Here is a 14,199-nt window from a genome sequence, read left to right as displayed (position 1 = left end):
GTCCCGTGAACGTCTCCACCCACAACGGCTGAACCCTCAACACCCCACGCATACAGGGGAAATGCCCACTACACAGCCTTCTGCAACACGCTTTAGAGGTTGTCCCGTAACTGGTGTGGCTGTTAGGGCGTTGTCCGGTCATGGGTGGGGTGATCTCAGCGGATGATCCGAAATGGATCGAGCCGTTTGTCGGGTTGAGTCCGGAGCAGTTCAACCGGCTTGTCGCGCTGGTGCGCCGACGTGGTGGTGACATCCAGCGAGGCCGGCCGTGGCGGTTGCCGCTCGAAGACCGGGTGTTGCTGGTGGCGACGTACTGGCGCACGAATCTGACATTGCGGCAGGTGGCGCCGCTGTTCGGGGTCTCCAAGTCGGCCGCGGACCGGATTCTGGACCACCTCGCACCGTTGCTGGCGATCTCACCGGCCCGCCGCAGACGGGAAGACACCGTGTACATCGTTGACGGCACCCTGGTCCCCACGCGAGACCGCAACATCGCGGCCTCGAGCAAGAACTACCGGTACTCAACGAACCTGCAGGTGGTCATCGATGCCAACAGCCGCCTGGTGGTGGCCATCGGCGATCCACTGCCCGGCAGTCGCAATGACTGCCGGGCTTTCAGCGAGTCCGGAGTCGACCGGGTCTGCCGCGGTGTCCCTACTATCGCGGACGGCGGCTACCGGGGCACCGGGCTGCTCATTCCGCACCGAAAACGTCGTGGTCAGGAGCATCTGAGTCCCGTGCAGGAAGCGGAGAACTCGGTCCACCGTCGTGCTCGGGCACGCGTCGAGCACGCGTTGTCCCGGCTGAAGAACTGGAAGATTCTGCGGGACTGCCGACTCAAGGGCAACGGGGTCCACCAAGCCGCACTCGGCATCGCCCGCCTCCATAACATGGCTCTCACGGGATAACTCAAACCCCATACGGGACAACCTCTAGGTCGTGTCCGCAAAGTCAGGGCAGCCAGAGTCGTAGGCAGGCGAGGGTGACCAGGGCTTTGTAGTGGCGGGCGCGTTTGTCGTAGCGGGTGGCCAGGGCCTTGTTGTGCTTGAGCTTGTTGAAGCAGCGCTCGACGACGTTGCGGCGCCGGTAGGCGGTCCGGTCGAGTCGGCAAAGGCCCTCGCCGCGGCGGATGCGGCCGTTGATCTGGTCGATCCGTTCCGGGATTGCGGCTTTGATGCCTCGCCTGCGCAGGTAGGAGCGGATCTTCGTGGATGAGTAGCCCTTGTCCGCGATGACCCGCTCCGGCCGCGTTCTGGGGCGGCCCGGCCCGCGTCGGCTGACGTTGATGCGGGCCATGACCTGTTCGAACTGGGTGCAGTCGTTGACGTTCCCGGCGGTGATGGTGAAGGCGAGCGGCCGGCCCTGTCCGTCGCAGGCGAGGTGGATCTTCGTGGTCAGTCCGCCACGGGACCGGCCGATCGCCTCGCCGGGCCAGAGCCCCCTTTTCGGGCCCCGGCCGCGTGCTGGTGGGCCCGCACGGTGGTGGAGTCGACGCACACGACCGTCCAGTCGACTGCGCCGACGGCATCGCAGTGTTGCTGGACGTGGGCCAAGAGCCGGTCCCAGGTTCCGTCGGCCGACCAGCGGCGGAAGCGTTCGTAGATCGTCTTCCACGGTCCGTAGCGTTCGGGCAGGTCCCGCCAGGCCGCGCCCGTGGACAGCTTCCACACAATCCCGTTCATCACCTGGCGGCGATCCCGCACCGGCCGGCCCATCCGCGGCGGAGCCAGCAACGGCTCGATCACCGCCCACGACTCATCAGTCAGCTCATGACGACGCACCACGAACAGACCAACGACGCCAACACTTTGCGGACACGGCCTAGGGCCGAGACCGCCTTCCTGGCGCCGGATCCAGGGGAAGGTCTGCGGGACGGCGCGGTCGCGTTGCCGTGCCCTGCCGCCCGGGCGGCGCCGTTCCGTGAGCTGAGATCTCAGCACGGCCCAGAGGCGGGAAGGGTCTGCGCGCACCAGATCGTCTTGCCGTTGCTGGTGTGCCGGGTGCCCCACCCTTGGGTGAGCTGGGCGACGAGCAGCAGTCCCCGCCCGCCCTCGTCGAAGGCGCGGGCCCGGCGCAGGTGCGGAGCGGTGCTGCTGGCGTCGGAGACCTCGCAGATCAGGGAGGTGTCACGAATCAGTCGGAGCCTGATCGGCGGCTCGCCGTATCTGATGGCGTTGGTGACCAGCTCGCTGACGACCAGCTCGGTCACGAACGCCGCCTCCTCCAGGCCCCAGACGTCCACCTGATCGACAGCGGCCTTCCTGACGCGCGGCACCTGCGCGGTGTCGGGTTCGACGTCCCAGTCGGCGACGTGCTGGGGATCGAGCGCATGATTGCGAACGAGCAGCAGGGCCGCGTCGTCGGTGCGCCGGTCGGGGAGCATGGCGTCCATCACCGTGTCGCACAGGGCCTCCAGGGAGGGGGCCGAGGGGTCCAGGGCGCGCTGCAGTTCGGTGATCCGCTCGTCTACGTCGCGCTCGCGGCTTTCCACCAGTCCGTCGGTGTAGAGGGCGAGCAGGCTGCCCTCGGGCAGTTCGAGCTCGGTGGCCTCGAACGGCAGACCACCGATGCCGAGCGGCGGTCCCGGCTGGACGGGTACCGGGGTACTGGTGCCGTCCGGGTAGATGATCAGCGGCAATGGATGACCGGCACTCGCCAGCGTCAGGCGCCGGGAGACCGGGTCGTAGACGGCGTACAGGCAGGTGGCCCCGGTCTCGCCGGTCGGCTGGAAGTGGCTGGTGGGCTGGAGGTCGCTGGCGAGGTGGAGAACGAGGTCGTCCATGTGGGTCAAGAGCTCGTCCGGCGGCAGGTCGACGTCGGCGAGAGTGCGGACCGCCGTACGCAGCCGGCCCATGCTGGCCGAGGCGTGCAGGCCGTGTCCGACGACATCACCGACGACCAGCGCGACCCGCGCGCCGGACAGCGGAATGACGTCGAACCAGTCACCGCCCACTTCCGTGCCGGTCCCGCCGGGCAGGTAGCGGGAAGCCACCTCGACCGCCTCCTGGATCGGCAGTCCCTGCGGCAACAGGCTGCGTTGCAGGGTCAGAGCGGTCGTTCGCTCGCGTGCGTACCGGCGGGCGTTGTCGATGGCAACGGCTGCCTTGGCGGCCAGTTCCTCGGCGAGGATCAGGTCGTCGGCGGTGAATGCCTCGGGTCGGTCCAGGCGGGAGAAGGCGACGACGCCAAGGAGCGCGCCGCGTGCCCGCAGCGGCACGGTGATCCGCCCCGTCAGCCCGTCCCTGGCGATGGACTCGTGGATCACTGGATTGCCCGGCGGCCAGTGGGCGGGGTCGGCGGCGAGCCCGGGCCCGAAGGCCCACTCGCCGCCCTGTCCGGGCTCCGCCGCGAGCTCAACCGTGGACCTGCCGGTGACCATGCAGTGGGCGGCGACGGAGCCGGCAGGGTGCCTGACCGGCGTCGTGGGCCCGGCAGCCGGGTCGGCGCCCTCTTTCGCGCTGTGCTGGGCGGCACGGCTGAGCGTGATCGTCTCGTCGGGGTCGAACGCGGAGCGGGAGGGCGGTTCCTCTCCGCGCAGCACCTCGTCAAAGAGATCCACGCTGACGAGGTCGACGAATCCCGGCACCGGGGCCATGGCCAGTTCCTGGGCGGTGCCGGTGACGTCGAGGGTTCGGCCGATGCCGGCGCCGGCCTCGTTGAGGATGAGCAGGCGTTGCCGGGCCCAGTACTCGGCGCTCATGTCGAATCCCCAGTTGGCGACCGCGCGGACCCTGCCCTCGGCATCCCGGACGGGCCAGATGCTGGTGGCCCAGGCATTGGCGTAGTCACTGCCGCGAGGGCGGAAGACGGTGATCAGACGCGTGGCCTGGCCCGTCCTCGCCACCTCGGCCAGCGCGTCGGTGTAGGGCTTGTCGTCCCTTTCGGGAAACAGCGTGGGGTCGAATTCAGGAAGCACCTCGCGGTACTTCTTGCCGAGCACTTGCTCCTCGGAGTGCGCGATCACCCGGCAAGAGGAGGCGTTGATCCACAGGAACCGCAGCTCAGGGTCGTAGACGCCCAGGGCGAAGGGAGACTGCTCGAAGGCCCGGTCCGCGATCACCGGGCGGCGTCCCCAACGCTGGACGGTCATCACGTGACCCAGTGCCCGCCCGTCGGGGCCGAACAGCGGGTGAGCCGTCACTACGGCGTCGACCGTGGAGCCGTCCCGGTGGCGCAGGTGGATGAACCCCGTGGGGTCGGGGCCGGCGCCGTAGCCCTCAGGGAAGCCGGGCGGCGCGGGATCGACCAGCAGATCCGTCACGGGGCGTCCGACCGTGTCCTCAGCCGTCCAGCCCAGCAGCAGCTGGCCCCCCTCGCTCCAGCCGCTCACTGTGCCGTCCGGGTCCACCACGGCAACGGCAGTGGGCGCGTCCTGCCTGTCGGCCATCTCCACCCGCCACGCCTCCGTCCGCACCGCCGAGCCCGTCAGTGCTGGGGTTTCAGCGGCTGCTTCCAGCCTAGATCGGGCCCCGCTCCACTGCGAATGGGCGATCGGGGTGCCGGGAGCTGGGTGCCGGAGTGACCGGGGTCGAGGCCTGCGCGTTCTCTCGCGGCAGCGGCGGTGCGTCCGCCGATGTGGGCCGCCTCCACTTGCCGTTAGCGGAGTCGGCTCGTCCGCGAACGGCTGGCGCGCCGCTCGACAAGGTCCACTCCGTCCGCCCGATCGTCAGGACGGTGGCCGGGCCGCACCGGCGGCCTGTGGCTCAGCATGACGGGGTACGGAACTTCTTCAGCACGTGTTTCCCTGTTTTCGGGAGTTCGACAACCCCCGGAGGCGGGCGCGGCGAACTTCAGGGAAACGCGGGTTCGATCGCGAGCGTGGACGTGAGTCACCAATGTGCTCCCGACCTGCCGAACGCGCCTTTTCCAGCGCGCATCAGGACGGGGGCCGGGTGTCGAGCCCCAAGCGTCGTGCGTCCCGCTCCGGGCGGATGACCGTGAGGGCACAGGCGCCGGCCATGAGCATCACCGCGCCGGCGACGAGGAAGGCGGTGGTGTATCCGGCGGCAGGTGTGTCGGCCGTGTCGATGAGGTGGCCGGTCAGGAACGGTGCCACGAGTCCCGGCAGGGTGCCGATACCGGCGACGATGCCGAAGACGGCGCCACGCTGGGCGGGAGGGACGACCTCCGCAGTCGTCATGTAGTGAAGGGGGATGGCGATCGCGGTGCCGCCGAAGGCCAGCGCGATCAGCACCAGCCGGGGGCCGGACGCGTCGACGAACGGGAATGCCGCCATCGCGCACCCCGCCACGCACACGGCGATGCTCTGCGCCGCCCCGCTCGACCAACGACTGCTCACGCCACGGGATTTCAACGCGTCCACGAACGGTGAGACCGCCAGCAGCAGCACGAGGCCGAAGCCGGACATGACACTGATGGCGGTCGCGGAGGCCGCCGCCGACATGTCCATCTGCGTCCTGAAGTAGGCGGGCAACCACGCGTGGCTGAGGGACAGCGCCCACGCCGCTCCGAAGGCGCTGGCGATGCTGCCGATCACAGTGCCGGTCAGCAGGGTCTTGCGGTACGGCAGCCGGAGCCCGCCGGATCCTGCGGCCGTGTGCTTGTGGTCGTACGGGCCGTCGTGGCCGACGCGCCACCACAGCAGCGCCCAGGTGGCGCTGACGACGGCGAGGACGGCGTAGGCGGAGCGCCAGCCGAAGCCGTCGATCAGCCAGGTGACCAGGGGGGCCGCGATGAGCGTGCCCAGGGCCGCCCCGCCGATCTGGAGGGCCGAGGGCAGGGCGCGGCGCTCCGGCGGGAACCACTTGTAGAGGGCGTGCATGGACATGGACGCGGCCGGTCCCTCGGCGGCACCGAGCAGGATGCGGCCGGCCATCAGGGTCGGGACCGTGGCCACCACGAGGACCGGGAGCTGGGCCACGGCCCACAGCGCTGTCATGACGAACAGCAGGACCCGGCTGGAGATCCGGGTGGAGAGAAATCCGACGAGGAGTCCGGAGACGCTGAAGAGGAAGAAGAAGGAGCTGGAGATCAGGCCGTAGGCGCTGTTGCTGAGGTCGAGTTCCTCCATGATCGGGACGGCGGCGAGGCCGAGGACCGACTTGTCGGCGTAGTTGATGACCATGAAGGCCACGATCATCGCCATGATCAGCCAGGCTTTGCGGCGGTCGGGCGTCGGGACGGCGATGTGCTGGGACTGCGCGGTGGCGGTACGGGGTGCCATGGGGCGACTCCTGCGGATGCGGGTGGAGCAGGGGGTCGTACGGGTGGGCGGCGGTCCCCCGTGGCCGCGGGCCCGCTCGTCGAAGCGGGGGCCCGTGGCCCCGCCCTGGGCACCAAGGGGTCGGTCAGAAAAGGCCCTTGGCGATGGCGTTCTTGTGGATCTCGGTGGTTCCGGTGACGATCCGGAACATCCGCAGGCTGCGGAAGATCTGCTCGACCTCGTGGCCGCGGGTGAGCCCGGCCTTGCCGTGGATCTGGACCGCCTGATCGGCGACGCGGAAGGACGCCTCGGAGGTGAAGAGCTTGCACATGTTGGCCTCGACGGAGACGTTGTCCCCCCGGTCGGCCTTCGCTGCGGTGGTCATCACCATCGCGCGGGCTGCGTAGATCTCGGTGGCCATCTCGGCGATCTTGTGGTGGATGGCCTGATGGGCGAGGAGCGGCTGGCCGAAGACGACGCGATTCATGGCGTACTCGACCGACAGGTCCCAGGCGCGGCGGGCGGCACCGATGAGGGACGGGCAGTGCAGCAGGCGGTTGAGGGTGATGCGGCCGATGCCGATGCGCAGGCCCTGTCCGACCTCGCCGAGGAGGTTCGCGGCGGGGATCCGGCAGTCCTCGAAGAGAAGGTCGCCCTCCATCTGCTGTCCGGACATGGGGACTTCGCCGTCGAGGACACGGCAGCCGGGGGTGTCCAGGTCGACGAGGAACGCGCTGTATGCCTCCTCGGTGCCGGCCATGCGGGCGACGACGATCGCGAAGTCCGCGAAGGGGGCGGCGGAGCTGAACACCTTCTTGCCGTTGAGGATGTAGGTGTCCCCGTCCGAGGTGGCGGTGGTCGTCATCCGGCGTACGTCGGAGCCCGCGTCCTCCTCCGTGATGGAGAAGCAGCAGGCCCGCTCGCCTCGGACGACGGGCATCAGGTAGCGCTCCCGCTGCTCCTCGGTGGCGTACTTCACGATCGCGCCGACGCGCAGCGGACCGCCCATGTCGCCGAGCACCGAGTGGGAAAGAGCGGCGCCGGAGGCGGTCAGCTCCTCTTTGAGGGCGCACAGTTCGTAGAAGCTCAGGCCCTGGCCGCCGAGCTCAGGGGGCAGACTGATGCCGTAGAAGCCGAGTTCGGCGCTGCGCTTCCAGACGTGTTCCAACGTGGTGCGGTCGAGCTTGGTCTCCGGGGTGATGCCGTGCTCGCGCTCGTACGGGATGAGCTCGTCGGCCAGGTAGGCGCGCAGGCGGACGACGAGGTCCTGGAGGCGCGGATTGTCGTCGTAGGAGGGTTCGAGGGTGAAGGGCATGCCAGGGGTCCGTTCAGTTGACGCGACGCTCGGCGCCGGCCCAGTAGCGGTCGCGGATGGCGCGGCGGTCGATCTTGCCGTTGGGGTTGTGGGGCAGGGCAGCAACGAAGTCGACGGAGCGGGGCTTCTTCATGCGGGCCAGGTGCTCGGCGCAGAAGTCGATGAGGTCGGCCTCCGTGAGGGTGGCGCCGTCGCGTGTCACGACGACCGCCTTGACGGCCTCACCCCACCGCTCGTCCGGGACGCCGACGACAGCGGCCTCATAGACATCGGGGTGCTGGTGCAGGACGGACTCGACCTCGACGGCGTAGATGTTGAACCCGCCGGAGACGATCATGTCCTTCTTGCGGTCGACGATGAAGACGTAGCCGTCCGACCGGCGGCGGGCGAGGTCGCCGGTGAGAAACCAGCCGTCCCGGAAGGTCTCCGCCGTGAGGTTCGGCTCGTTGTGGTAGCCGGGGACGACATCGGGGCCGCGGACGGCGATCTCGCCGATCTCCCCGTCGGCGACGGGCTGTCCGCTGTCGTCGACGATGGCGACCTCGGCCTCGGCGAGCGGACGGCCGCAGGACAGCAACAGTTCCTCGTCCTCGCCCTCGATCGCCCGCCGGTGGTCCTCCGTGGAGAGGAAGAGCACGCCGGAGGTGGTCTCGCCGCACCCGTATCCCTGGGAGAGGACGGGGCCGAAGAGGTCCCAGGCGGCCTTGATCCGGGCCGGTGACATCGGCGCGGCGCCGTAGATCAGCTGGCGGAGGGTGGAGAGGTCGTAGTCGCGGGCGTTCGGCAGCGCGAGGACGGTGTTGACCATGGTGGGGACGACGAAGGCGTGGGTGGCGCGCTCGCGCTGGACGGTGGCGAGGAACTCCTCGGCGTCCCAGCGGGGCAGCACGATCGCGCAGCCGCCGGCGAAGAAGATGCCCATCAGCGGCATGCCGGAGGCGTGGGTGACGGGTCCGGCCAGGATCTGCCGGTCGCCGGGGCCCACCCGGGTGCCGGCGCTCATCAGCGACTTGCGCATCAGGGCGAGCCGGTTGCCGTAGGTCTGGACCGCCGCCTTGAGTGTGCCGGTGGAACCCGAGGTGAAGTGCAGTACGGCGATGTCGCCCTCGTCGCACTCCGTCTCGACGGGTTCGGGATCGCCGCCCGCGAGGGTCTCGGCGTAGCCCGGGCCGAGGTCGTTCGCGCCGTCGTAGCCGAGGACGGTCCTGACCCCGGTACCGGGCACGGCGGCGCGGGCGATGTCCAGGTGGGCGGCGTCCGTCAGCAGCACCCTCGCGTCCGATTCCGCGAGCAGGTGGGCCACCTCGGCGGTGCCGAGCCTGGCGTTGATCGGCACCCGGGCCAGGCTGGCCTTGTAGAGGGCGACTTCCGTGACGACCAGTTCCGCGCGGTTGCCGGCGAGGGTCGCCACGCGGTCGCCCCGGTTCAGGCCGAGGGCGCGCAAGGCCGTCGCGAGCCGGTCGCTGTGGTCGTCGAGTTCCGCGTACGTCAGCCGCACGGGTCCGCAGACCACCGCCTCGGCATCGGGTTGGTGGCCGGCAGTCCGGCGTACGTACCGCCCGAAGTTCATCACACCTCCAGAGTTTCCGAACAGAGTGTTCAGTAACAGGCTTGGTGTGCGGCAACGTAACGGCAGCGTTAGTGTCAGGTCAACGGTTCGGACGAGAAGGAAACGAAGTGGACATGAAGCCCGCGGGAGATCGCCGCGTCCGCAGGACACGGGCCGCACTGCGCCAGGCACTGGTCGAACTGGTCCTGGAAAAGGGGTTCCACGCGATCACGGTCGAGGGGATCGCCGAACACGCCGACGTCGGCCGAGCCACGTTCTACGCGCACTACCACGACAAGGAGGACCTGCTGGTAGGCATCGTGCGCGACCTCGCCGAGGACCGCGAACGCCTCCTGCCGGCGGTCCGGCAGGCGCACGCGGAAGGGTTCACCGGACTGCCGGTGAAGTACATCTTCGAACACGCCGAGCAGGAGAAGCCCGTCTACCGGGTCGTCCTGCGGGGAGAGGGCGACGGACGCGCCCTACGAGAATTCACGGACCTCATCTGCAACCACGCCGAAGCCGCCTTCCGCACGCGGACCGAGCAGCTCGGGGTGACACCCCGCATCCCCCTCGACGTCGTCGCCCGTGCCTGGACCGGGGAACTCATCGGCCTGCTCACCTGGTGGGTCGAGAACGACACCGGCTACAGCGCCGCCGAGATCACCGCCCATCTGCGCGACCTGTCGGTCTACGGCCGCGTCTGGGCCACCGGCCTCGCCCCGTCCGACGCTCCAGGAGCCCTCGACCTGACCCCCTGAACCGCGCCGGAACCACCCGGCTCCCTCGCTCCTACCCAAGACCTCTGGTCGAGATACCAGACAGTGTGTACGGTATCGCACTCAGGTGCACGGCCTGCGGAGCGGAGCAGACAGAGGGCAGGCATTTCCTCCCTGGCTGATCTCGTGTGGGCGCGGGGATACACGGATCCGGTCTGTGCTCGACGGCACGCGACCTAGAGTCGGGAACTCATTCCAAGCCGCCGTGTCTGGCGCGGCTCCGGCGGCGCGTCCGCGCTGCCGACCGCGTCGGCCGGCGCCCTCGACGGCCTCGCGTTCACCGGACCGCACGGCGGCGGGTCCCTCACGCTCACGGAGCTGCTCGCCCGGGCCGAGACCGACGCCCTGCTGGTCATGCACCCGGCCTCCTCGTGCACGAGGAGTACCGCTCGGAGCACTGGGTATGGCCATGAACTCGGTGGGCGTGGTGAAACACCCTCTCGCCGTGGCTGCGGACGATCGGACAACGGCCGTGGAAATTGATGTGGTCGTGGGCCAGCGGGGACAGCCGGGAACGGATCTCCGGCGAGATGGTCAGCCCGCCGGCTTCCAGTTCCTTGACCGCGGCGTCCATGTACGGGGCCCCGCGGGCACTGCGGGACCCGAACGCCTCTGAGGAATAACCCCCGGCAGCAGCCTGCCCGGCGCCGGCCCGCGGGGGAAAGCGGTGCCGGGCAGGCCGTGAACACCCTGGCGTGGCGGCCGGCCGACGGGGACGGCAGGGTAGTGCTTCCGGCGAGCAGGGCCTTCGTCTCATCAGCTCTTGCACGGAGCGGCGTCCGGCGGTCGGTCAGGATTGTTCGTTGAGCACTGTCAGTTGTTCTGGTGCCACCACGCTCGCAGTGCCGTCCGCGGCGAGGGTGATCTGTAGCGGGTCGTTGGCCACCAGTAGTCCCGTCACCGTCAGTGGACCGTATGCGTGCGCGAAGGTGGGCGCGACCGTCACCGTGCGGCCGGGCACGTCGGCGTCGAGGCCCAGGGCGGCCTGCAGCACCAGTACTGACGAGGCTGCGGCCCATGCCTGTGGGCGGCAGGAGGCGGGATAGGGCGCCGGATGTGCGGCGGCTTCGGCGGCGTGGCCGGCGAAGAGTTCGGGCAGGCGGGCGTCGAAGCTGGCGGAGGCGGTGAGCAGGCCGGTCGCGAGCGAGGCCGCGGCCTGGGGGAATCCGGCCCGGACGAGGCCGTGCACGGCGATTGCCGTGTCGTGTGGCCAGATGGATCCGGTGTGGTAGCCGTAGGGGTTGAAGCCCCCTGACGCGCTGCTCAGGGTGCGAAGCCCGTGGCCGGAGTCGAGGTCCGGTGCGCTCAGCCGGGCGGCAAGCACGGCGCACTCCTCTTGGTTGAGCAGGCCGGTGCCGAGCAGGTGGCCGATGTTGGAGGTGACGGAATCGACGGGGCGGCCGTCCCGGTCCAGGGCCACGGCCGGGTAGGGGCCCTGGGAGTCCTGCACCCAGAACCGCTTGCGGAAGCGCGCGGCCAGTCGCACTGCCCATTCCTCCCACTGGTCCGCTCCCGGGCGGTCGAAGGCGCGCAGCAGTGCGGCTCCGCCGCGTGCGGCCTCGTAGGCGTACGCCTGGACCTCGCACAGGGCGATCGGGGATCCGGCGAGGCGGCCGTCACGGTGGCGGATGGAGTCGTCGTGGTCCTTCCAGCCCTGGTTGGCCAGGCCACGGCCGGTCTGGTCGACGTACTTGAGGAAGCCGTCGCCGCTCTCGTCGCTCTGTTCGCGTATCCAGGACAGGGCCGCTTCGGCGTACGGCAGGAGCTGTTCGACCTCCTCGGAGGCCAGGCCCCAGCGCCAGGCGTCGTGCAACAGGGTGATCCACAGGGGGGTGGCGTCGATGGTGCCGTAGTAGACCGGTGGCAGGACGAGGGTATCGCTGAACTGCTGCGTGGTGCGGCGTACTTCGTGCAGGATCTTGCCCGGCTGTTCCTCGGTCGTCGGGTCGGCGACTTTGCCTTGGCGTCGGGCGAGGGTGCGCAGGGTGCCGGCGGCCAGGTCCGTTCCCAGGGGCAGGAGCATGCGGGCCGCCCAGAGGGCGTCGCGGCCGAAGAGGGTCAGGTACCAGGGGGCTCCGGCGGCCAGGAACTGGTCGGTGCGGCCTGCCGGGGTGCCGGCTGAGAGCGGGTCGGTCAGGCGCAGCCGGTCCAGGTCGGCGAGTGACTGCTGCAGCCAGCGGTCCAGGCGCCGGTCGGCGCTGCGCAGCACGGGCGTGCTCCAGGGCACCTGTTCGGTCGGCGCTGCCGGGAACTGGTCGCCGGCGGTCTGAGCGGCAGTGCAGGTCAGAAGCACGGTCCGCGACTGGCCGTGGGCCAGATCGATGTCGTACGACAGTCGCCCGGCCGACGCGTCCAGTGTGTCGGGCGCCGGAGTGCTGAGCAGTCTCACCGTGAATTCCTCGCGGGACCAGACCAGTCCGCCCGCCGCGGCCTGGGCCGGTATGCCGTCCTGGGAGTGTCCGGACTTCACCTTGTCCATCGGGGCGAGATCGGTGGCCGCTTCCACGGTGAGGCGGAAGCGGACGGGCCGCGCGCCCGCGTTGGTGACCTCGAAGGCCTCCTCCAGGCGGCCGGAGGTGACGCTGCGGCGGCGGTGCAGCGCCACCACCGGGTCTTCCGTCACCTCGCCCAGCCCTCGCAAGACCGCCCTGAAGCCAGCGCGATCGGCGCCCTGCAACTCCGCGGAAACCGGCGCGAGACCGATGCCGTCGGCGGCGACGGTCAGCCGGGCCAGGGCCCTGCTGTCGCCATGGAAGAAGCCGTCCGCACCGTCTGTGACCTGCCCGTCTGCTTGCGAGATGACGAAGCTCGGCGCATACAGCGTGACGACGGAGTCGTGCAGGAACGGCTGCAGGCCATGAGCCGCGGCGCCTGCGGCGGTGATGGAAATGTTGCCGTCGCGGGTCTTGACAGTGACGTCCAATGGAGCGCAACCTCTCGTTCATTAAATCGATAAAACGAACCTAACCACGAGGCCAGATGCCTGACAAGCCGCTCTGAATCGCTTAAATAGAGCCCACACCTTGTTGTTCGCTCACGTCCCGATCCTGGAGATCGCCATGCCCCGCTCCCCGCGCAGTTCCTCGGCCAAGGGCCCGGTGACCATCGCCATGGTTGCCGCCCGGGCCGGCGTCTCCGCGCCGACCGTGTCCAACGCGATCAACGCGCCGGAGAAGCTGCGTCCTGAGACCCTGGAGCGGGTGCTGCGGGCGATCGACGAGACGGGATACCGGCCCAGCCGTGCCGCCCAGACCCTGCGTACCCGCTCCAGCAAGCTGATCGGCTACGGCGTTCGGCCCACCCCGCCCGGCACCACCGCCCCGGTGATGGACCGTTTCCTGCATGCTCTGTCGGAGGCCGCCGACGAGGCCGGCTACCGCATCCTGCTGTTCGCCTCCCCGCCCGGCGGCGCGAGCCTCACGGGCTACGAGGACCTCCTCGACCAGCACGATGTCGACGGCTTCGTCCTCAGCGACACCGACGAGCGGGGCGACCCGCGCCAGCCCTGGCTGGACAGGCAGGGGGTGCCGTTCGTGGCCTTCGGCCGCATGTGGTCGAAGCGGCAGATCGGCGACTGGGTCGACGTGGACGGTGCCGCCGGAACCGACGCGGCGGTGGAGCACCTGATCACGCTGGGCCACCGAAAGATCGCTTTTCTGGGCTGGGAACGCGGCTCAGGCGTCAGTGACGACCGTGCCGAGGGCTGGCAGCGGGCCATGCGCCGGCACGGATTGCCGACACGGGCACGACGGGCCCAGAGCGCCGACGACGTCGATGCCGCACGCACCGCAGTCAAACCCCTGCTGGACGCGGGCGCCACCGCGGTGGTCGCGGCCAGCGACACCCTCGCCCTTGGCTGCTACTACGCGCTGCGCGAGCGCGGGGCCACCCCGGGCCGGGACGTCGCCGTGGTCGGCTTCGACGACTCACCGACCGCCGCCATCCTCTCGCCCGGCCTGACCTCCGTCGCTCAGCCGTTGGAAGCCGTCGGCCGGGAATGCGTCCGGCTGCTGCTGGCACGGATGGCCGCCCCGGACGCAGAGCCCGAACGGGTCCTGCTGGAGCCGTCGCTGGTCCTCCGCGACAGCACGCCCGAACCGGACGCCTGACCCAAAGGCCTAGCCGCCATGTCCCTGCGCACGACACACCGCCCGGGCCGAACCGCCCGCAGTGGCACACCACAACAACCCGCCACCGCTCCCGTGTCACCGATGAGTTCCCGAACCACCGGTGTGCCGGCATCCCTGACCTGCCCGGCACACCGGTTCGACCGCGGCGCCCCGCGCCCTCCCCGCCCCGCGCGCGGGGCGCCGCCGAGCCCAAGCCACCTCAGGGCCCACCAGCCGTCGGCCCCGCCGCCTGCGCAAGCGACCGTCGCCAAGCGATCTGTCGG

The 14,199-nt window shown here is 70.0% G+C and carries 8 protein-coding genes and 1 pseudogene; 3 read left to right on the top strand and 6 right to left on the bottom strand.

Annotated elements, in window-relative coordinates; genetic code table 11:
• Window positions 1-140 precede the first annotated feature (140 nt).
• The gene (locus ACZ56U_RS32620; protein ID WP_469087514.1) at window positions 141-908 is read left to right on the top strand and encodes a transposase; all 768 of its coding nucleotides are present in this window, start codon (window positions 141-143) and stop codon (window positions 906-908) included.
• A gap of 43 nt (window positions 909-951) precedes the next feature.
• Here the strand turns inward: ACZ56U_RS32620 and ACZ56U_RS32615 are convergent.
• The 5 genes and pseudogenes from ACZ56U_RS32615 to ACZ56U_RS32595 all read right to left on the bottom strand — a co-directional run bounded on the left by ACZ56U_RS32615 (window position 952) and on the right by ACZ56U_RS32595 (window position 9,048).
• Window positions 952-1,715: pseudogene (locus ACZ56U_RS32615) on the bottom strand (IS5 family transposase).
• Window positions 1,716-1,933: 218 nt separating this feature from the next.
• Window positions 1,934-4,387, bottom strand: a complete 2,454-nt coding sequence (locus tag ACZ56U_RS32610) for a SpoIIE family protein phosphatase (RefSeq protein ID WP_469087513.1) — start codon at window positions 4,385-4,387, stop codon at window positions 1,934-1,936.
• Window positions 4,388-4,876: 489 nt separating this feature from the next.
• Window positions 4,877-6,184 (bottom strand): MFS transporter, encoded by a 1,308-nt coding sequence (locus tag ACZ56U_RS32605; RefSeq protein WP_469087512.1) that lies wholly within the window; start codon window positions 6,182-6,184, stop codon window positions 4,877-4,879.
• 124 nt (window positions 6,185-6,308) lie between these two features.
• Window positions 6,309-7,478, bottom strand: a complete 1,170-nt coding sequence (locus ACZ56U_RS32600) for an acyl-CoA dehydrogenase family protein (protein ID WP_469087511.1) — start codon at window positions 7,476-7,478, stop codon at window positions 6,309-6,311.
• Window positions 7,479-7,491: 13 nt separating this feature from the next.
• Window positions 7,492-9,048: an acyl-CoA synthetase gene (locus ACZ56U_RS32595; protein ID WP_469087510.1), complete on the bottom strand. Its 1,557-nt coding sequence runs from the start codon at window positions 9,046-9,048 to the stop codon at window positions 7,492-7,494.
• 113 nt (window positions 9,049-9,161) lie between these two features.
• Here ACZ56U_RS32595 and ACZ56U_RS32590 point away from each other — a divergent pair, with 113 nt between their 5' ends.
• On the top strand, window positions 9,162-9,788 hold the full coding sequence (locus ACZ56U_RS32590; protein WP_469087530.1) for a TetR/AcrR family transcriptional regulator: 627 nt from the start codon (window positions 9,162-9,164) through the stop codon (window positions 9,786-9,788).
• An 808-nt stretch (window positions 9,789-10,596) separates the two neighbouring features.
• Here the strand turns inward: ACZ56U_RS32590 and ACZ56U_RS32585 are convergent.
• Window positions 10,597-12,729 carry an amylo-alpha-1,6-glucosidase gene (locus tag ACZ56U_RS32585; RefSeq protein WP_469087509.1) on the bottom strand — a complete coding sequence of 711 codons (2,133 nt, stop codon included), beginning with the start codon at window positions 12,727-12,729 and terminating at the stop codon, window positions 10,597-10,599.
• Window positions 12,730-12,865: 136 nt separating this feature from the next.
• On the opposite strand from ACZ56U_RS32585, the gene ACZ56U_RS32580 reads away from it, so the two are divergent.
• Complete coding sequence (locus tag ACZ56U_RS32580; RefSeq protein ID WP_469087529.1) at window positions 12,866-13,915, top strand: LacI family DNA-binding transcriptional regulator; 1,050 nt, start codon at window positions 12,866-12,868, stop codon at window positions 13,913-13,915.
• Window positions 13,916-14,199 lie beyond the last annotated feature (284 nt).

The sequence above is a fragment of the Streptomyces sp. NPDC034103 genome (genome assembly GCF_055575395.1).
This window is presented reverse-complemented; position numbering and strand designations above follow the sequence as displayed.